The 19,319-nt window shown below is 41.1% G+C and carries 15 protein-coding genes; 5 read left to right on the top strand and 10 right to left on the bottom strand.

Going from position 1 to position 19,319, the window contains the following annotated elements:
- Positions 1-147 precede the first annotated feature (147 nt).
- Complete coding sequence (locus B4U84_RS15160) at positions 148-1,365, top strand: HhoA/HhoB/HtrA family serine endopeptidase (RefSeq protein ID WP_026081833.1); 1,218 nt, start codon at positions 148-150, stop codon at positions 1,363-1,365.
- A gap of 180 nt (positions 1,366-1,545) precedes the next feature.
- Here the strand turns inward: B4U84_RS15160 and B4U84_RS15155 are convergent, their stop codons facing one another.
- The 4 genes from B4U84_RS15155 to B4U84_RS15140 all read right to left on the bottom strand — a co-directional run bounded on the left by B4U84_RS15155 (position 1,546) and on the right by B4U84_RS15140 (position 5,071).
- A complete protein-coding gene (locus B4U84_RS15155) occupies positions 1,546-1,893 on the bottom strand; it encodes a DUF760 domain-containing protein (RefSeq protein ID WP_016859811.1) in 348 nt (115 codons plus the stop codon).
- A gap of 197 nt (positions 1,894-2,090) precedes the next feature.
- Positions 2,091-2,816: a Stp1/IreP family PP2C-type Ser/Thr phosphatase gene (locus B4U84_RS15150; RefSeq protein WP_017309951.1), complete on the bottom strand. Its 726-nt coding sequence runs from the start codon at positions 2,814-2,816 to the stop codon at positions 2,091-2,093.
- Between the two features lie 18 nt (positions 2,817-2,834).
- A complete protein-coding gene (locus B4U84_RS15145; protein WP_131119175.1) occupies positions 2,835-4,520 on the bottom strand; it encodes an ABC1 kinase family protein in 1,686 nt (561 codons plus the stop codon).
- 215 nt (positions 4,521-4,735) lie between these two features.
- Positions 4,736-5,071 carry a DUF6825 family protein gene (locus B4U84_RS15140; RefSeq protein WP_017309949.1) on the bottom strand — a complete coding sequence of 112 codons (336 nt, stop codon included), beginning with the start codon at positions 5,069-5,071 and terminating at the stop codon, positions 4,736-4,738.
- 319 nt (positions 5,072-5,390) lie between these two features.
- Here B4U84_RS15140 and B4U84_RS15135 point away from each other — a divergent pair, with 319 nt between their 5' ends.
- Together B4U84_RS15135 and B4U84_RS15130 are read left to right on the top strand one after the other, a co-directional pair.
- Positions 5,391-6,377, top strand: a complete 987-nt coding sequence (locus B4U84_RS15135) for a LysR family transcriptional regulator (RefSeq protein ID WP_017309948.1) — start codon at positions 5,391-5,393, stop codon at positions 6,375-6,377.
- A gap of 60 nt (positions 6,378-6,437) precedes the next feature.
- Positions 6,438-6,815 (top strand): zinc ribbon domain-containing protein, encoded by a 378-nt coding sequence (locus B4U84_RS15130; protein ID WP_017309947.1) that lies wholly within the window; start codon positions 6,438-6,440, stop codon positions 6,813-6,815.
- Positions 6,816-6,922: 107 nt separating this feature from the next.
- On the opposite strand, the gene nblS is transcribed toward B4U84_RS15130, so the two are convergent.
- Together nblS and purD are read right to left on the bottom strand one after the other, a co-directional pair.
- A complete protein-coding gene (nblS, locus tag B4U84_RS15125; RefSeq protein ID WP_017309946.1) occupies positions 6,923-8,863 on the bottom strand; it encodes a two-component system sensor histidine kinase NblS in 1,941 nt (646 codons plus the stop codon).
- 444 nt (positions 8,864-9,307) lie between these two features.
- Entirely contained in the window at positions 9,308-10,597 is a 1,290-nt protein-coding gene (purD, locus tag B4U84_RS15120; protein WP_131119173.1) for a phosphoribosylamine--glycine ligase, read from the bottom strand.
- Positions 10,598-10,839: 242 nt separating this feature from the next.
- Between purD and B4U84_RS15115 the strand changes: the two genes are divergently transcribed.
- Positions 10,840-11,817, top strand: a complete 978-nt coding sequence (locus tag B4U84_RS15115; RefSeq protein ID WP_044451740.1) for an NAD-dependent epimerase/dehydratase family protein — start codon at positions 10,840-10,842, stop codon at positions 11,815-11,817.
- Positions 11,818-12,460: 643 nt separating this feature from the next.
- Positions 12,461-12,679 (top strand): DUF4327 family protein, encoded by a 219-nt coding sequence (locus B4U84_RS15110; RefSeq protein ID WP_016864247.1) that lies wholly within the window; start codon positions 12,461-12,463, stop codon positions 12,677-12,679.
- Positions 12,680-12,758: 79 nt separating this feature from the next.
- On the opposite strand, the gene B4U84_RS15105 is transcribed toward B4U84_RS15110, so the two are convergent.
- From B4U84_RS15105 to B4U84_RS15090, 4 genes are all read right to left on the bottom strand, one after another.
- Positions 12,759-13,970 (bottom strand): FHA domain-containing serine/threonine-protein kinase, encoded by a 1,212-nt coding sequence (locus tag B4U84_RS15105; RefSeq protein WP_026081831.1) that lies wholly within the window; start codon positions 13,968-13,970, stop codon positions 12,759-12,761.
- 121 nt (positions 13,971-14,091) lie between these two features.
- Positions 14,092-16,125 carry a serine/threonine phosphatase gene (locus B4U84_RS15100; protein WP_131119171.1) on the bottom strand — a complete coding sequence of 678 codons (2,034 nt, stop codon included), beginning with the start codon at positions 16,123-16,125 and terminating at the stop codon, positions 14,092-14,094.
- A 366-nt stretch (positions 16,126-16,491) separates the two neighbouring features.
- Positions 16,492-18,165: a sensor histidine kinase gene (locus B4U84_RS15095; protein ID WP_131119169.1), complete on the bottom strand. Its 1,674-nt coding sequence runs from the start codon at positions 18,163-18,165 to the stop codon at positions 16,492-16,494.
- 153 nt (positions 18,166-18,318) lie between these two features.
- Positions 18,319-18,948: an rRNA large subunit pseudouridine synthase E gene (locus B4U84_RS15090; RefSeq protein WP_131119167.1), complete on the bottom strand. Its 630-nt coding sequence runs from the start codon at positions 18,946-18,948 to the stop codon at positions 18,319-18,321.
- Positions 18,949-19,319 lie beyond the last annotated feature (371 nt).

Genomic DNA, 19,319 nt, shown 5'->3' with positions numbered 1-19,319 from the left:
AGTTTTTAGTTTTTAGTTGTTAGTTGATTGGTATTAACCACCAACTACTAACTACAATGAATTAACAAAATTAAAATGTCCACTTGTCTTTTGCTTGACTACACTTAGAAATTAGCATCTGCATTGCTGTCCTTGACTATGGTGATTATGAAGTTATCCAAGAAACAACTAGCCGTTTATTTTTCTTTGGTTGTGGGCGGCGGCGTATTCGGCGGTAGTGCAGTGTTGTTAGCCAGTCCCTATTTCCTAACACAGAGGCGTACGTTTCAGGAACTCAAAAATGTGAGTATGGGTGCGCCATCAGAAACAGTTGTCACTAATTCTTTCGGAAAAAGTATCGCCGCAACTGGGGCTGAAAGCATTAATTTTATCGCCTCTGCTGTGCAAAAAACAGGACCCGCAGTAGTCCGAATTAATGCGACACGCAAAGTCGCCAATCCCATCTCAGAAGCTTTCAAAAACCCTCTGTTGCGTCGATTTTTTGGTGAAGATGAACAACCAATTCCACAAGAAAGAATTGAGCGTGGTACAGGTTCTGGTTTCATCCTCAGTACAAATGGAGAAATTCTCACCAACGCTCATGTAGTGGCGAACACAGATACAGTACAAGTTACCCTCAAAGATGGTAGAACCTTTGAAGGAAAGGTGATGGGAGTTGATCCCATGACAGATGTAGCAGTGGTAAAAATTCCTGCCAAGCAATTACCATCTGTGAAATTGGGCAATTCACAAAATTTGATTCCTGGAGAGTGGGCGATCGCGATCGGCAATCCTTTGGGTTTAGATAACACCGTTACTATCGGCATTATCAGTGCCACAGACCGCACTAGTTCCCAAGTTGGCGTACCAGATAAACGAGTTAGCTTTATCCAAACCGACGCCGCCATTAATCCTGGTAACTCTGGGGGACCTTTGTTAAATTCCCAAGGTGAAGTAATTGGAGTTAATACAGCAATTCGCGCCGATGCTCAGGGACTTGGCTTTGCCATTCCCATAGAAACTGCTGCTCGCATTGCTGACGAACTTTTTGCTAAAGGGCGCGTAGAACATCCCTTCTTGGGGATTGAAATGGTAGACATTTCTCCCAGCAAAAAACAGCAAATCAATCAAGAAAATAACCTTAACATCCAGCAAAATGCTGGTGTTGCCATCAAGGGAGTTCTAGACAAATCACCTGCACAGCGAATAGGGCTGCGTCCCGGAGATGTCATCCAAAAATTTAACGGCAAACCAGTTAAGACTGCTGCTCAAGTACAGAAAATGGTCGAGTCTAGCAGCGTTGGAGACACTTTACAAATTGAAGTCAACCGTGACGGTAAAGTTCAAACTTTTCAGGTTCAGTCAGGAGCTTATCCTCACAAATAGTCCACAGTCAAAGAATTTTGGATTTTAGACTTCGTCGTGAGCGCTCAGTCAAACGATTTTGGATGGGTGGATTTACCCGACAGCATGATAAGTCTGGAGGAATTTACCCTAATCGGAATTATGGTCAAGAGTATTAAATTACTGAGCATTGACAATTGACCATTGACAATCGACTCTTGACTAATGATTATTAGCCAAATGATCTAAGTGCATTCGTTGTTCCATTTGGCGCAGGAAATAGCCCGTCATCATTGCCGATGCTAGAAGACCAGCAAGATTATCTCGGTCTGTTGTAATCTGAACATTAAAATTTTCAGCAGGCAGCATCCCGACCAGCCCTTGGACATTTTGGGAAATAATTTGCTTGATTTCAGGGCTGACGGACTGAGCGACGTTAGCCAAAACTTCCGGGGACTGATGCTGTAAATATTTGAGTAACTGATTAGAGGGTTCCTCAAAAGCGTCGCTCAGATGCTGACGAGGGTGTTGTTCAAAATTATCATTCAAAAAGTCAGGATCAAACACCATTGGCAATTTAAGTTTAGCGGAGTTGCTAATTCTACTCTAAACCATACTATGGGGTTAAGACATATTTCCTCAGCTGGGAGTAGCATTCATCTTGTGTTAATCAGCGGAAGGGAGACAAGGGAAGGGGGACAAGGGAGAATTATTTAACAAGTCTCTTCCCGATCCCCGATCCCCGATCCCCAATCCCTGATCCCCAATTATTCAAAAGAAATGATGACAATAGTAATGTTATCGTGTCCACCTTCTTTTTTGGCTGCTTCAACTAGAGCGATCGCAGCTTTTTCGACAAATAGATTTTCTTGAAGATAGGAAGCGATATTTTCATTAGCTAGTTCTTCTGTGAGTCCATCGCTACATAAGAGCAAGCGATCGCCACTTTTAACATCCAGTTGTCGCACATCTATCTGATGTAAATCTTCACGCCCTAAACAGCGAGACAAGACGTGACGGAAAGGATGAACCCGCGCTTCCTCTGGTGTAATATCGCCGATTTTGATGGCGCGTGCGATCCAAGTATGATCTTCAGTGATTTGTTGCAATTGTGCATCTCGGAAGCGATATAGCCTAGAGTCACCAATATGGGCAGACCAAGGGGGTTCTCCATTGCGGAAAATCACCACTACAGCCGTTGTTCCCATATCTGATCGTTCTGGGTGATTCTGTTGATCCTGTAAGATAGCTTGATTCGCCTGCCATAGAGCATCTTCTAACAATTGTGCTGAGGTTTTGGAACAATCCCAATGGTCAAGCAAATACTTTTTTACTTCTTGAGCAGCGATTTGACTTGCTTGTTCACCTCCTGCATGACCACCCATGCCATCAGCAACTATGAAAAAGCGCCCTTCTGGATCAATATAGTAAGCATCTTGATTATTAGAACGAATAAGTCCCGGATCACTGATACCGGTAAAACGAAGTTTCATATATTTTGTCTGCAAAAATTAATACATACGGTCATAGCGGTCTAGACGCATTAGCAGTCTAATTAGCAACCATAATACTGCGGTTGCGATCAAACCAAGAAAAACAGCCTGCCAAAAATAATTATTTACAAATAGAATTGTTGCTGAAATTGTAAAAGCACTTATCATTAACGCGTAAGCTATGGCAAGTTGAATGTTGCTTTGCCGACGTAGTAGACGTTCTGTTTCCAGAGAGCGGACACGCAGACGCACGTCCCCACGCTCTAGTTTTTCGAGTGTATCTTCCAGTCTCCGGGGGAGTCCAAGCGCTGTGCTACTCACTTGGGCAGCTTGCCGACTTAATTCATTTAAAAAGCTATTGCCGTCAGAACCATTCATATTCGTCATAAGTTGCATTGCATATGGTTGGGCAACTTCCATAAAGTTAAATTCTGGATCTAAACCTTTGCCTACGCCCTCTAAAGTTGAGAAAGCGCGCATCACAAATGTAAATGTAGCTGGAAACCTAAAAGGCTGATCATAGGCTATCTCATACAAATCGTCACTAATTGCTGCTACAGACTGATTTTCAAAAGGCTTGTCCATGAAATGATCTAGCATATACTGGACAGAACGCCGTACAGGCCCCATATCTTCTACCGGTGCTAATGCGCCCAAATTGACTAGAGACTGCACAACGCGATCGCCATCTTTGGAAGCAATACCAAATAGTGTTTCCATCAGTCCTTCTCGGACGTTGGACTTGATGCGTCCCATCATCCCGAAATCGTAGAAAATTAAAGCACCATCAGGACTAACAGCAATATTGCCAGGGTGTGGATCAGCATGAAAGAAACCATTGTCGAGTAGCTGAAGTAGATAAGCCTGAGCGCCTTGACGAGCAATTTGCTTACGATCTAAACCCGCAGCTTCTATAGCTTCATATTGACTAATTTTTATACCAGGAGCGTACTCTAAAGTCAAAATTCGCGAGGAAGTATAGCGCCAATAAACACGCGGTACTTTCACCCATTCGTAAGCGCGAAAATTGCGACGGAAAGTATCAGCATTGCGTCCTTCGCTCAGATAATCAATCTCTTCCCAAAGAATGCGACAACACTCTTCATAAATTCCGATCCAATCTCGTCCTCGTCCCCACTTCGGATGACTTTGGAAGTAACGAGCTATACCTTTGAGAATTCTTAAATCAATTTCAAATAACTTTTTTAAACCTGGACGTTGCACTTTCACAACGACAGCTTCACCTGAGCGCAAAACACCTTTATGTACCTGTCCCAAGCTAGCCGCAGCTAGAGGAATTGGTTCAAAGCTAGCAAAAAGTTCCGGGATCTTTTTACCCAACTCTTGCTCAATAATCGTTTCTACTTGTTGGTAGCTAAAAGCAGGTACTTTGTCTTGTAATTTTGACAATTCTTCTACATATTCACTCGGAAATATATCCGCGCGCGTAGAAAAAAGCTGCCCAACCTTAATAAAGGTCGGCCCTAAATCCAGCAGAGTATTACGAATCCAAACTGCTAAAACTTTGCGCCTAGCAGCTTGCTTGGCTTCAGTAACTCCGCCTGCATAACTCCAAGATTTGTTGTAAAGCCAAAGTCTAAACAATAAGGTCAACACAAATGACCAAATGTCCACAAACCGCCGTCTACTCGAGTAGTTTTCGCGATTCCAACGGTACGCCTTATCTGTATAACCCTTTTCCATATGCTTTGCTTACCGCTGGTTTTGAACTAAGTCAAACAATTTTGGATTTTAGATTTTGGATGTGTGGATTGACCCTAAGGATAAATCCGAGGGCTTGAAGATGGGGGGATTTTAGATTGTGGATTAGTCCACGGATAAATCCGCTTTCTTTTACCATCAAAGAAGTTTTGGTCACTAGTTAATTTTCTAAACAAAAAACTACTAACCACCAACCACTAACTACTTCTACTGCTGCGATAACGTTGTAACTCGGTTCGCAAAAAGGCAATTTCTGCTCGCAGTTCATCTATCATCGCTTGTAAATCAACGGAATTAGTACCTGTACCTGTATTACTAAATCCCGTGGTGCTTTCACCTGTACCAGCAGCATCAGCTGCTCGATTGGCTCGCTCTATCACTTCGTTTGTGAACTGGCGCAAATGTTCTCTGAGTTCGGCATCTAATTTGCCTACTTCGCTCAAAGCATCAGTGAAAGAGTTTTCCAGGCGTTCTGTCATGACTTCAGCGACTGCTCTACCGACAAAAAATGCTTGTACAAGGGGATTGCTCATAAATTTTTGTTACGTTTGTCCGCACAAAAATTATAACTTGCTCGCTTGCTTTACTGCTTCTACTTCAAGGCTTGTCCTTTGTTATTTATCCTTTGTCATTGGTAAGGGCTTCAATAATCTTTAGTTTTCCTAACTCTATCTGTGTGTATTTGCGCCAACTTACTTACCAAAGGTCATTAAAAACAAATTTTGGGAGATTTTTACTTTAACAACATTAATGTTGTTAAAGTAATGTATATTAAAACTAAACAAAAATTAAGCAAAATTTTGTCTTGCTAATTTTTTTTATTTTTTTATTAAGCAGTGCTCACACAGTTCTATGAAAAGTTCTCTGGCAGAAATTAGACAAAAAGATAACCTCTCAAAATCGATTACTCTCGACCAGTTGCAGGTATTTGAAGCAGCAGCGAGACACTGTAGTTTTACTCGTGCTGCTGAGGAGTTGTTTGTCACTCAGCCAACGGTCTCAATGCAGGTAAAGCATCTTGCACAGGCTATTGGTATGCCTTTATTTGAACAAGTGGGTAAGCGTGTTTTCTTGACACAAGCGGGTCAAGAAGTTTTGCATACTTGTCGAGAAATATTACAGTGTCTGGATCGCCTAGAGACAACTATTTTTGACTTGAAGGGGATGAAGCAGGGACGACTGCGATTAGCGGCGGTGACTACGACTAAATATTTTCTTCCTAAGCTACTCAAGCCTTTTTGTCAACTCTACCCTGGTGTGAAATTTTCTTTAGAATTTACCAACCATGATGCACTATTGGCACGAATGCATGAAAACCTCGATGACTTGTATATCATGAGTTGTCCACCAAACAGAGAAGATATAGAGGTACAACCATTTTTAGCTAATCCACTTGTGGCGATCGCTTCTGCAAATCATCCTTTTGCCAAGGAAAGCAATTTATCCCTAAAAGCTTTTGCTGAAGAACCCTTAATCATGCGGGAAGAAGGTTCGGGAACCCGCAAGATAATAGAACAATTTTTTAAACAGCATCAGATAGACTTGCAAATTAACATAGAACTGGGCAGTAATGAAGCAATTCAGCAAGCTGTAATTGATGGGTTGGGAGTTGCAATCATCTCCATGCACACTCTTAATTGTTCAGAAGTCAGAAAACAGCTAGCTATATTAGATATTGAAACCTTCCCAATTCATCATCAGTGGCACGTAATCTTTCCCAAAAAAAAGCAGCTACCGATCACTGCTAGCACTTTTCTAGAGTATTTGCTCACAGAAAGTCAAAATCTGTCTGCAAATAAAGAAAATCCTACGCAGGTAGTCGAAGCTTTGTGGTTTTAATACTTTGAATCGGATTGGGAATAGTTAAGATTAAAATATTTACTCACTCACACTCAGGCTGTGGACATTACTAAAACTACCTGTCCTCGTTGTCATCAACCTGTAGACAAACAAGCTATTACTTGTCCTCATTGTCGCGTTCAACTCAAAGCTTACGGTCATCCTGGCATTACTTTACACAGAGCAACAGGAGAGCAATACCTCTGTGACAGTTGCACCTACCATGCTGATGATAGCTGTAATTTTCCCCAGCGTCCTTATGCCAAAGAATGTACGTTGTATCAAAATATTGAAGAAAGAGAACTGGAGTTACAGCAGCTACGCGCCGCAAACAGCTTTAACAATACTGTCAAAAATTGGATTAGACGCAATCAGCCTTTACTTTTGCTGTTAGCTTTATTACTAGTGTGTCTAATCATTACGATATTGCAATTATAAATTACGTGTCATTGGTCAAGTGTCATTGGGGGTTCCAAGAATTGTAGCACCTGCCATTCATTGGTAAGGATTTCAAGTATATTTACTTTTTGTAACTCCCGCTATATTTATTCAGACCGACTTACTTCATTAACTTCAACAGAGGATAATACAGGTTCTTCAAATACTGCTAGATCAAACCAAAAAGTTGTACCGACACCGACTTCACTCACCAAATGAACTTTACTGTGATGCTTTTCTTCGATAATATTTCTGACAATTGATAATCCTAAACCTGTACCTTCTAGAGTGTGGACACGATTTTCTACTCTAAAGAAGCGAGCAAAAATTGCTTGTTGGTCTTCTGGACCAATACCAATACCAGTATCAGCAATTTCTATTCGCACTTGCGGAGGGCGATCGCCATCATGGGAGTGATGTTCTAGTTTATAGGCACGAACCATCACCTTACCACCAGCTTTGGTGAATTTCAACGCATTACCTAATAAATTTGCCAGCACTTGCAACAACAAATCATAATGACCCACTACCAAAGGTAATTTGGGTTCTACTTGCTGATGTAGTTCAATACCTTTATCTTTGGCATTTAGTTGGTATGTACGCATTGTCTGTTCTATAGCTTGCGCCAGATCCACTCCGTCTAGATTGTAACTGCGACCAGATTCCAGCCTGGATAAATCCAAAACATCATTTACTAAACGTGTCAAGCGATCGGTTTCATGATTGACAGTTAACAAAAAATCCTGTCGTTGTTCCGAACTCAGTTCTTCGCCGTATTCGTGCAAAGTTTCAATAAAAGATTTGATGTTAAATAAGGGAGTGCGTAATTCGTGGGAAACATTACTGATAAATTGACTTTTGGCTTCGTTTAGTTCTACTTCTCTAGTGATATCTTGTACAGTAATGGCGATTCCTTTGACACTGTCCCTTTGTTGGTCAACTACAGTAGTTAAGAGAATGCGGATAGTGCGTTTACTTGGTTGAATAAAAGGAATGCGGAATTCCGCGCTTTCACATTCCCCTGCGGCCATTTCGTATAAACTACGACTAATTTCGATTTGTACTCCTGACGGCAAAAAATTTAGAACACTTTCACCCACAACATCAACCCCTTCCCAACCAAAAATGCGTCGTGCTGTAGGGTTGACTAAAATCACTTGCATATGGTCATCTATCAAAACCGCACCATCAGCAATCGTGGAAACTAAAGTTTCTAACTTAGCTTTCTCAGCAGTTAGTTCCTCAATATTCTGTTCTTCATAACGTTCTAAACGCTCTGCCATTTCATTAAAGCTGAAAATTAGCTCTTTGAGTTCACCTCCAAATGGCAAATCAATACGCTGCTTAAAATTACCCGCAGCTATTTGCTTAACTCCCAATAATAGTTCCTTAATTGGCTTGGTGATCGTCAAAGCATTAATTACCCCTCCCAAAATCACCATTACCCAAATGGAAATAAATACAGCAATGGTGACATCGCGGGTAAAGTTTGTAGAAATGACTGCATTAGGATTCGGGTTGATACCGATCGCCAAAACACCCAAATATTTATTTTCCACCGTCAGAGGCACAAATACATCTGTAACCACACCATCCGGGGACATATGCTGTCGCACCATGGGTTTTTCCGCATCAGCAGCATAATCTTCTGGTAGTTGGATGCGTCGTTCAATTGTCAAGGAAGTTTCAACTTCCGGTTCCCAAAAGGGAATACCAAAATAAATTTTGCCCGTTTCATCAGCGTAAAGCATGTAACGCACGCTGGAAGTACTACTGTAGAAGCGTTGAGAAAATTGTGCTACCTCAGTCAAATTTTGATCAGCAATTAAGGGAGCAACGTTAGCAGCAAGCAGTAGTCCTAAATCACGACCAAAACGAGTGTCATTCAACCGAGCGTCCTGCTGAATGGTATTGATCGCCCAAAAGGTCAAACCACTCATCACCAAAGAAACCACTAAAGTTACAGCAGCCAAAAGCTTAGTCTGGAGAGTAAACTCTGACCACCAATTCGCGATCGCTTCTCGGATATTTTTTAAAAGAGCCAGCATCTTAAAATAAAAATTTGTTATGTCTGTGGTTATTGTTATTAATGACGTCGTTTGTTGCTTGAAGTAGCAACTATCGACTATCGTACAAGCCTATGTGGCACCTGTCTGGTATCAGCTAGCTTTTGGACGATAACCATAAAATGCTTTGCTCTTCAAGGTAAATATAATAAAGAATTATGCTCTTAAGTTAAAAAGCTATTTTCGCTCTTTGTGTCTTGGTGTCTTGGTGGTGAAAAATAATTGTTGAAACACCAAGACACTAATACCAATTTAATCTGAAGACGCATACAAAGACCCCACCCCGGCTTCGCCACCCCTCCTCGCTTGCGCTTAGGGGTTAGGGGAGGGGTAAAATTCGGGAGCAGCTTCACGAAGAATTGGTATAAGACACCAAGAAATTTTCATTTTCTAGATTTACACCTTGAAAGGGCTGGTATTTGCCTACTAACTCTTAGTCTCTAAACCCTTGAGTCGATAACCAATATCTCGCCGATAATACATTCCTTCAAAGTTAATACATCTAATAGCAGCATAAGCTTGTGCTAGTGCTTGCTCAAAATTTTCTCCTGTACTAGTAACATTTAATACTCGCCCTCCATCTGTCAGCAATTGCTGATCTTGTAATTTAGTACCAGCATGAAATACAATTGCTCCTTGTGCTTCAGCTTCGGCAATTGAAGCGATCGCTTTGCCTTTTTCATAAGTTCCAGGATAACCACCAGCAGCAGCAACAACTGTAGCCGCTGCACCTTGTTTCCAAGCAATTGGTGGCATTTGTGCCAAGCGCTGTTCAATGCAAGCAAGCATTAATTCTTCTAAAGGTGTTTCCAAAAGCGGCAGAATCACTTGTGTTTCTGGATCACCAAAGCGACAATTAAATTCTAAAACTTTAAAATCACCATCAGGAGTAATCATCAATCCAGCATAGAGTACACCTCGATAGTCAATGTTTCTGGCTCTAAAAGCTGCGATCGCTTTTTCTAAGACTTCTGTTTGAACTCGTGCCATTAACTCTGGTGTTGCAATGGGCGCTGGAGCATAAGCTCCCATACCACCTGTATTTTCTCCTGTATCACCCTCACCAATACGTTTATGATCTTGAGCTGGCAATAGTTGTCGAATTGTCAAGCCATCTGTTAAAGCTAAAACGGAAACTTCTTGACCAGTTAAACATTCTTCAATTACGACAAATTTTCCCGCACTACCAAATTGTCCCTGGAAAATAGCCTCAATTGCTGCGATCGCTTGATCGAGTGTTTGAGCAACTGTCACACCTTTTCCGGCTGCCAAGCCATCAGCTTTGACAACGATGGGTGTGCCATGATCTTTGACATAAGATTTAGCTGCTGCTGCTTGCGTAAATACCGCGCTCTTTGCAGTCGGAATTTTTACTTCCTGCATTAAGGCTTTTGCCCAAGCTTTGCTTGCTTCTATTTGCGCTCCGGCTCTGGTTGGACCAAAAACCCTCAAGCCTTGAGAGTGGAGATAATCTGAGATACCCATAGCCAAAGGCACTTCTGGCCCGACTACAACTAGAGAAATTCCCTCTTTTTGGGCAAACTGACTTATACCCTCAAAGTCATCTATTAGTAAAGGCAAGTTTCGACAGCGCGACATACTGGCTGTACCGCCATTTCCTGGCACACATACAACTTGCTCAATTTGCTTTGATTGCAACAGTTTCCAAACGAGGGCGTGTTCGCGCCCTCCATTACCTACAACTAAAACTTTCACTGATTTCCTCTTGCGTCCCTTGAACCGCGAGAATGCCCAATGGCTACTTGCGGTTCAATTTTTTCACCAATTGTAGTATTTATGCAAGTCAATAATTAAATACTATTTTCCGTAAAAATAACTATTTATTTCCGTAAAAGTATCAGACTTTGAAAAATACTTAGAAAGTAATGGCAGTTATTAGCTTCTAAGGATTAACCTGTGAATATCAATTTGCAAAAATATCCAAATAACAAAACCCTATGGCTAAGAGTATAGTTACCGGATGTGCTGGTTTTATTGGCTCTCATCTTGTAGACGCATTGTTGAAACAGGGAGAAGAAGTCATTGGTATAGATGAATTCAATGATTACTACGACCCTGTAATTAAACATCAGAACATTGCACATTTACAAAAAAATCCGGCGTTTACATTAATCGAGGGAAATATTCAGGTTTTAGACTGGCGCAAACTTCTAAAAGATGTTGATGTCATCTACCATCAAGCAGCACAAGCAGGAGTGAGAGCCAGTTGGGGTCAAGGTTTTCGTGCTTACACTGAACGCAACATTAATAGTACTCAAGTTTTGTTAGAAGCAGCAAAAGATACTCCCTCTCTCAAAAGGTTGGTATTTGCTTCTACTTCCAGTGTGTATGGTGACGCTGAAACTCTACCTACCCATGAAGAAATTTGTCCCAAACCTGTTTCACCTTACGGAATTACCAAGCTAGCAGCCGAGCGTTTGTGTGGACTTTATCACAAAAACTTTGGTGTACCATTTGTATCTTTGCGCTACTTTACTGTGTATGGGCCAAGACAACGCCCTGATATGGCGTTCCATAAGTTTTTTAAAGCTGTTTTAACAGATGATGCTATTCCAATTTATGGTGATGGCCAGCAAACTAGAGACTTTACCTTTGTCAGTGATGCTGTTGCAGCGAATTTAGCCGCCGCGACTGTACCAGAAGCTATAGGGGAAATATTTAATATTGGCGGTGGTAGTAGAGTTGTTTTAGCAGAAGTTTTGAAGACAATGGAAGAAATAGTTGGGCATTCCATCAAAAAGAACTATATAGAAAGAGCTATGGGAGATGCTCGTCACACCGCAGCAGATGTGTCAAAAGCACGAAGTATTTTAGGATATCAGCCACAAGTTTCCCTGTATGAAGGGTTAAGCCAAGAATGGGAATGGATACAATCGTTTTATTTAGACTGTGGTCAACTACCCCTAAGAGCCTAACGGCTGAGGTAGGGGCTTGCAAGAACCAGATTGCAACGTAATTGAAAAATAAGGATGGGGGATAGGGGATAGGGGATTGGGGCGCGAGTTTATTTTAAGAGGAGCTACGCTAACGCCTGTGGGGGTCTATTTTTTTCTTGAACTTTAATTGTTGAGAAAAATATTAATTTTTTATAAAAAACATGATATATCTTATCCAACTGCAAAATAGTACGATATTCTATATAACAATTTGATAAACATGGTAGATGTTTCAATCCTGTAAGGTTTGCTGTTACTCAAAAATCTATCATTAAGCCCTTGTTTAAACGGGTGGGTTAAATAATGCACACATGTTAATGAAAAAAAGAATAAAATCTTACTATCCTTCCCTGGCTATATTATCTATGCTTGGGATAGATGTAATTTTTTTGTATCTGTGTCTGCAAAAGGTGGTATTCACTATTGAAATTTTTTAGTGGTGATTACCGTACAAAACCGAATTTGATAGCAACTAAGTAGAGTTAGTTATGATATATTTAAGAAGCCAAGACTGGCTTTGCCAAAGTACACAACTCTACGGATCGGCAATAGTTCCGAAGCGGAAAGCGGTTTTGACTAAGCATTTACCAAACCAAATCTGAATTCAAATTCAATCGAGGTTATGATTCAGCAAGTAATTCACCCTATGGTGAAGTTGCAGCGTAATGTGCAATCACTCGTAGACTCAAACATTATCAAGCCAACCGATAGTATCTGGAAAATAGCCCTACTTTTCGGTAATGAATGGCAGCATTGGAAAAAAGAATTGTTGGACTTTGGATTTAATATGCAAGATCCGGTTAGTGATTTACTAGCAGTAGAGGCTTGGGACGAAGAGTAGAAATAGTAGTTAGTAGTTAGTGGTTAGTTGTTGATAACTATGAGCTACCAAGTACTAACTACTGACGATTAACTTTCGGTTATTGACAAGCTGCTAAGGCTGTAGCTAGCTCCTTTGCTGTTTGATAGCGATCGCGCGGTAATGGTTGTGTAACACGATGAATTACCTCTGCCAGTTTAGGGGTAATAGTTGGAACCTTAGCCACATCAAAACGAAAGCTTCGTCCTTGCTGACGGTAAAACTTGAAAGGGTTTTCACCACTAAGTAAATAAATTAATGTCGGGCCAATAGCATATAAATCCGATTGAGTCAGAGGTTGTCCCCGTTCCTGTTCGGGAGCGCAATATCCTTCTGCACCAATTCGAGTACCAGGTGCAGTACCAACAATTTCTTTGACTGCACCAAAATCCAGCACAACAATACAATTATTGGAATTCCGCACCATGAGGTTTGCTGGCTTAATGTCCCGGTGAATCAGCGGAGGTTCTTGGCTATGTAAATAGTCCAAAATGTCACAAGTTTGGATCATCCAAGCGATCGCTTGAAGAGGAGTGACAGGCCCTTTGTATGCAATCAATTTTTCCAAATCATCACCATGAACTAATTCCATAGCCAAATATCTTTTTCCTCCCTCCTCAAAAAAATCATAATATTTGGGAATTCCGGGATGGTAAAGAGATTTGAGAGTGTTCGCTTCTCGTTCAAATAGTTCACGGGCTTTGGCAATTTTAGCCATATCAGCATTCATTTGCTTCAGCACCAAAAGCTGGGGGTGTCCGGCTATTTTTCCAGTATCATCCCAAGCTAAATAAGTGGTTCCCATACCTCCCTGTCCTAGTGTCCGCAATACCTGATAATCATGAATGGTTTTGATTACAGACAAGGGTTGACCACAATGAATACAGAATAGATTTTTGGGAGAGTTGCCTTCATGAGTACAACTACTCTGTGAATTTGCTGGTTTATTTGGAACCTTTATTTGCTCAATCTGGAACTTTAAAATCGGGCCTCCCCGCGCCAATTGCAGCAGGGATTCATTTGGTATGGGACTTTGAGTAACCAGCACACCATTGAGAAAAGTACCATTTGTACCTTTACTAATCACCTGCCACAAACCGCCATCATCAGCACTAATTTGTCTGAGTTCAAGATGGTGTCTGGATACAAGAGTATCGCTTAATACAACATGATTATCCGCCGAACGTCCAATCCGAATCACTGGTTCGTCTTCAAAATGCCAGTTTTGGAGGGGCGTTTTTTGTTGCGGTTCTAACAGGGTCAGAGTAACCACAATTACAAAATAACTAAGGGAATGGGAATTTTTGGTAGTTGCTAGTTGGTAGTTGCTAGTTGATTGTTTGTTGTTTGGAAAAACAACAAACAACAAACAACAAACAACAATTAACCATTAACTATACTTTTTGACTATCTAATACTGGGCATACTTTTGCCCTAATTAGCACAATGGTGATGTTGTCATGACCATTGTAATCGTTTGCCAAATCAATTAAATTCCTCACGCCAGTTTCCAGGTTAGCTCCAGAACTGAGTAAGGGAAGTAAATGAGTGGAATAGTGAGTTTCTAGTAAATCATTATCTGATAAACCGTCTGAAGCTAAAACAAACAAAGTATCTTCTGCTATCTCAATAAACTGCACATCGGCAGAAATGGAGTGTTGATCACGCGGACCAAGGGCTTGTGTGAGTTGGTACGCATCCGGGCGGGTATATGCCACACTAGGCTCAATTCCTCGCGAGATTTCCCGTTGACCAACTTCGTGATCCACTGTGACTTGTTCTAAACCAGACTTGTGGGTAAGACGATAAAGGCGACTATCACCCACATGAGCCACAGCTGCTTGAGTATCATGAATTAACAACATCACCAAAGTTGTACCCATCCGCCCAACACCAGAACGGGCATCTTGTTGATTAACATTGTAAATTGCTTGGTTTGCTTGTGCTATTGCTGTACGAATTTGCTCTTCTGTGGGTAATTCATTGTCAATCCCATGACTTTGAAAGTACTTTTGCAAAGTCTCAACAGCCAAAGCACTTGCTACCTCCCCACCAGCATGTCCACCCATACCATCACAAAGAATATACAAAGCATGGGCTTGCACATTGCGGCTAAAGGGCAATTCTACCTTACTGATTTTGGCATCAATACCAAAGTAGTCTTCATTGTGATGTCGTTGACGCCCAACATCGGTCAACCCAGCATGTTCTAAGCTGATTAGCTGCATTGGTAGGACTACTGTCGCTAGGTCATCATTGTTTGAAGTTTGGTCTGGTTCTGACTCATCTAATTGGAGAATAGTAGGTGAATTGGTAGAGCGATTGACTGTTGGACTCACCTGTGAGTGATCAAAACTAGAGTTTGGTTGAAATTCTGTGGCGATCGCCTGCAAACCAGACTGTAACTGCGATAAAGTACCAATATTACCAGTTTCCAAATCTGTCAATAGTTCTAACAAAGAACCAAATTGTGTACGCTGAGATTCTCTAAAAAGCTTTTGCCAAACATAGGCCAAAGCTTGGATACTCAAACCTTTTTCCCATTGTTCAGATGTGTTGTTCTCTTCATTAGTCAGGGTGTTGTCAGTACTATTTTGGTTAGATGGCGATCCATGTAACATCTGTAATGCTACTGCTTGGTCTTCATCTAATCGCAGATTCGACAAATCCAAAAGACTATGACAACAATTTAAAGGTTCTAGCAAGGCCCAAAGTTGTGTCATCTGATAACAACAATTGACCATTTGTAGAGAAGTCGTTGATTCATCGTGCCACAAATCCAGTAAACACGGCCAATCAGAACGGTCTTCAATCAGAATGACTTCGATATTCTCGTTTTGCCAAGCATCATGAATTGGTGGTATGCCTTGATGAGTATAAGCTGCTAAAGCCACATATGCTGCCGCAGAAGCAGGAACACTGCTAGCCTCCATCACAGGTGTGACTAGCCCTTGATGCTGATTAGCAATTATGGCTTCAAGAGGAGAAACCTGATAAGGAAAACAATCTAAAACTTTTACATACACTTGAGTCTGAGGTGTTAAATCTCCCAAATTTGGCAGTGACAGCAACTGATAACGTTGTTGTTCATCTAAGTAGGGGACTTCTGGAAGCAGGGATGGGTTAGAAGAAGAAACAGAAACAACCGGATGCGGTGAGGTGGGGATAGTTTCACTTTCCGTATCACTACCGCTCTGTTTCTGGGCGTCATGAGAGTCTACTTCCCCGACTTCTAAATTTTCTTTCTTAGTAATAATTGCCCACCAAACTCTGCCACATTCCGCACCACAGTTATGACACTTTTGTGCATTCACAGGCACTTGGGTATCGCATTGCAGACAGAATTTATGAGTCAGGGACGCCCCACATTTTTGACAGAATTTGTTGGAATTGGGGTTTTCAAATTGACACTGAGGGCAAATCAGCATTGTGGAAGTTCCTTAATTCCCGACCAAAGTGCTTGTGGCTACTACACTCAAAGTGCCACAATCGGCAGCCCCTGCCTATAGTAGACCTACAAATGATTGTAGTTTCACAAGGGAGTTTTTTGTGGTAGTCTTTATTTTGACGCATAAGTAATCATGCATTACTTTTATTACTTCGTGCTTATATCTTTATGTTTATGCGAAAGATATTAGTTTCTTAAAAAATCTTCACATTTAACTTTCCAGACAAGTCTTAGTGGTCTATCGCATTGATTTTGCTGGGCTGCAATATCCGCTACTTTTGAAAAAAGTTGCGGATCTGTCTCCTCGTAATCCCTCAGAACTTATGCGATAGGCCACTAGTTAACTTTAAAGTGGTAGCTCAATAGTAAAACAAGTATAGTTAGACCCACTTTCAGCGTTAATTGTTCCCCCTATGTATTTGGTGAGCTTTTGTACTAATGCTAAACCTAATCCTGTACCTCCCTGTTTCAAAGGATCGTTACTGGGAATACGGTAAAATTTTTCAAAGATGCGTGGCAATTCAGATGCAGGGATTTCGACACCATAATTAGTAACCTGAATTTGCATGAAACTGGCCTTTGACTGAGCAGCGATGATAATTTCTGCACCTGGGGGACTAAATTTACAGGCATTTGTTAGTAGTTCTATTAATATACGCTCTAAGTTAAACCGATCGCAGATGAAACTGGGAAGATCGTCAGCTATGCTTATGTGTAAGTTATGTGAATAACAGTTGCCGTTGCGTGCTTGAAATAGCTTTACTACCCGTTCTAACCATTCTTGAATTTGAATAGTTTCTAATACTAGGGGTTTGGCATTTATATCCAAGCGTTGCAAATCTAGAAACTTATTAATTAGATTGATTTCTCTGTCACATTCATTGTTTAAAATTTGGAAGTAGCGAGCTGCTTTTGAGCTTTCTAGATGAGGTTTTGAAATTTCTGATTGCAAGTTTTGCTCTTGAGAGAGTGCAATTCCCAACATCTGTATAGCCATTTTCATGTTGGTAAGGGGTGTCCTTAGTTCGTGGGACACTGTGCGGAGAAATTCATCTTTGAGGCGATTGAGACTTTCTAATTCCTCTAATTGCGCTTGTGTAGCTTCTTGATTTTTTTTGAGAGCAACTTCTGTTAATTTTTGCTCGGTTATATCTATGACTGAACCAATATAACCAGCAAAGCTACCACTAAAAGCAAATTGAGGTACACCAGTATTTAATATCCAACGATATTCTCCATCTGCACGCTTGCAGCGATATTCAATCTCAAATTTTGTACGTGTGCTGAGGGCGGATTCATAAGTTTGTATAAAAGATTTTTGATCTTCCGGATGTATTTCCTCTAGCCAACCCAAATCTTGGTTTTGTTCCTGATTGCGTCCAGTAAATTCTAGTAAAGACTGGTTAAAAAAACTACATTTTCCTTGGCAGTCAGCCATCCACAACATTGCAGGTGCGGTATTAGCCATGGTTTGAAAGCGGTGTTCACTTTCTCGTAAAGCATCTTCTGACAGCTTGTGAGCGGTTATGTCTTCACAAACCATGAGAATCAATGGGCTTTCTTTCTCTGATTCCAATACCCGCATTCCTACTTTTACCCATACCATTTGACTGGTAGGACAGTTTAAGCGCAACTCGATATTGACAATTGCGTTTTCTTGTGATTTTGCCAATAAGGAGAGCAATGCATCAGACAACCTTTGCTGTTCTGATTGCTCAAAGAAATTTGAAACAGGCTGGTTTACTAGTTCTTCTGGAGAATAACCAAGATTAGTAGCACCAAAATTATTGATAGATAATATTACTCCATGTTGATTGAGAGTTAAATAAATACAAGGTATATTTTCATACAGATTGCGATACAATAACAGTTCTTCTTGGGTACGATGCCAGGATTCTGCTGTGCCAATTTCAACTTCGGAAGCTCTTTCTGGTACAAGTTCCAAGCGTGCAGGTGTTGCAGAGGCTATATTATGTTGTTGGCAAGTGTAATGCCATCTAAATGGCTGATTAAGGCTCATAGAACTTAAACTTGCACCCAAGCGCGATGTTAACGAAGGGAGTCAAAAAGAAAAGTACATTATACTGCCAATAGCATGATTTGCGTGAAAAAAGCCAAGACAAAGGTCATGGGTCATTTGTCATGAGTAACTCGCGTTCTATTTATTCCCCGCCTACTTGTTTAACTTATGCTGTTGTTTTCTGAAAGAGCGATTGGGAAAAGATAAGTTATTTAATGACTTGATTTCCTCTGGTGTCAAATCACGCCACTCACCTGGTTTTAAATTATCTAAGTGTAACTGAGCGATCGCCACTCGTACTAATCTTAAAGTCGGAAATCCCACAGCCGCCGTCATTCTCCGTACTTGGCGATTTTTTCCCTCAGTCAAAGTCATCTCTAACCATGCTGTCGGTACATTCTTGCGAAATCGAATCGGCGGGTCGCGATCGCTTAACTTAGGTTCTGCTGACAATAGTTGTACTTTGGCGGGTCGAGTGCGATAATCCTGAATTATGACCCCTTCTTCTAACTTTTGCAAAGCAGCAGTATCAGGAATACGTTCCACCTGTACCCAGTAAGTACGTTCATGGCCAAATCGAGGATCACAAAGTCGGTGTTGCACTTGTCCATGATTTGTCAACAACAATAAACCTTCACTATCCCAGTCCAAACGCCCCACCGGATACACATCGGGAACTGAAATATAATCTTTTAAGGTGCTACGGGTTGGAGTATCTTGGGTAAACTGGCACAGAACCCCATAGGGTTTGTAGAACAAGATATATCGATAGTGATTGGTCATTGGTCTAGAGACGCGATGAATCGCGTCTGTACAATAGTCATTGGTCTAGAGACGCGATGAATCGCGTCTGTACAATGGTCATTGGTCTAGAGACGCGATGAATCGCGTCTGTACAATGGTCATTTGTCATTGGGCTTGGTGATTCTTACAAATCATATAGGATTGCTATGGCGATCGCACTCTTCAAATTCACGTTGATTACAAAAATCTCTGATCCATAGAGAACATTAAAGCGTTTGTTCAATCCGCTTCAACGTTGCTTATTAACCTTCCTTGATCCATAGAGAACATTAAAGTGTTTGTTCAATTTGCTTCAACGTTGCTTATTAACCTTCCTTGATCCATAGAGAACATTAAAGCGTTTGTTCAAT

Origin of the sequence: Westiellopsis prolifica IICB1 (genome assembly GCF_004323185.1) — a bacterium.
GTDB classification, from domain to species: Bacteria; Cyanobacteriota; Cyanobacteriia; order Cyanobacteriales; family Nostocaceae; genus Pelatocladus; species Pelatocladus prolificus_A.
The sequence above is the reverse complement of the archived record's forward strand: the minus strand, read 5'-3'. Positions and strand labels throughout refer to the sequence as shown.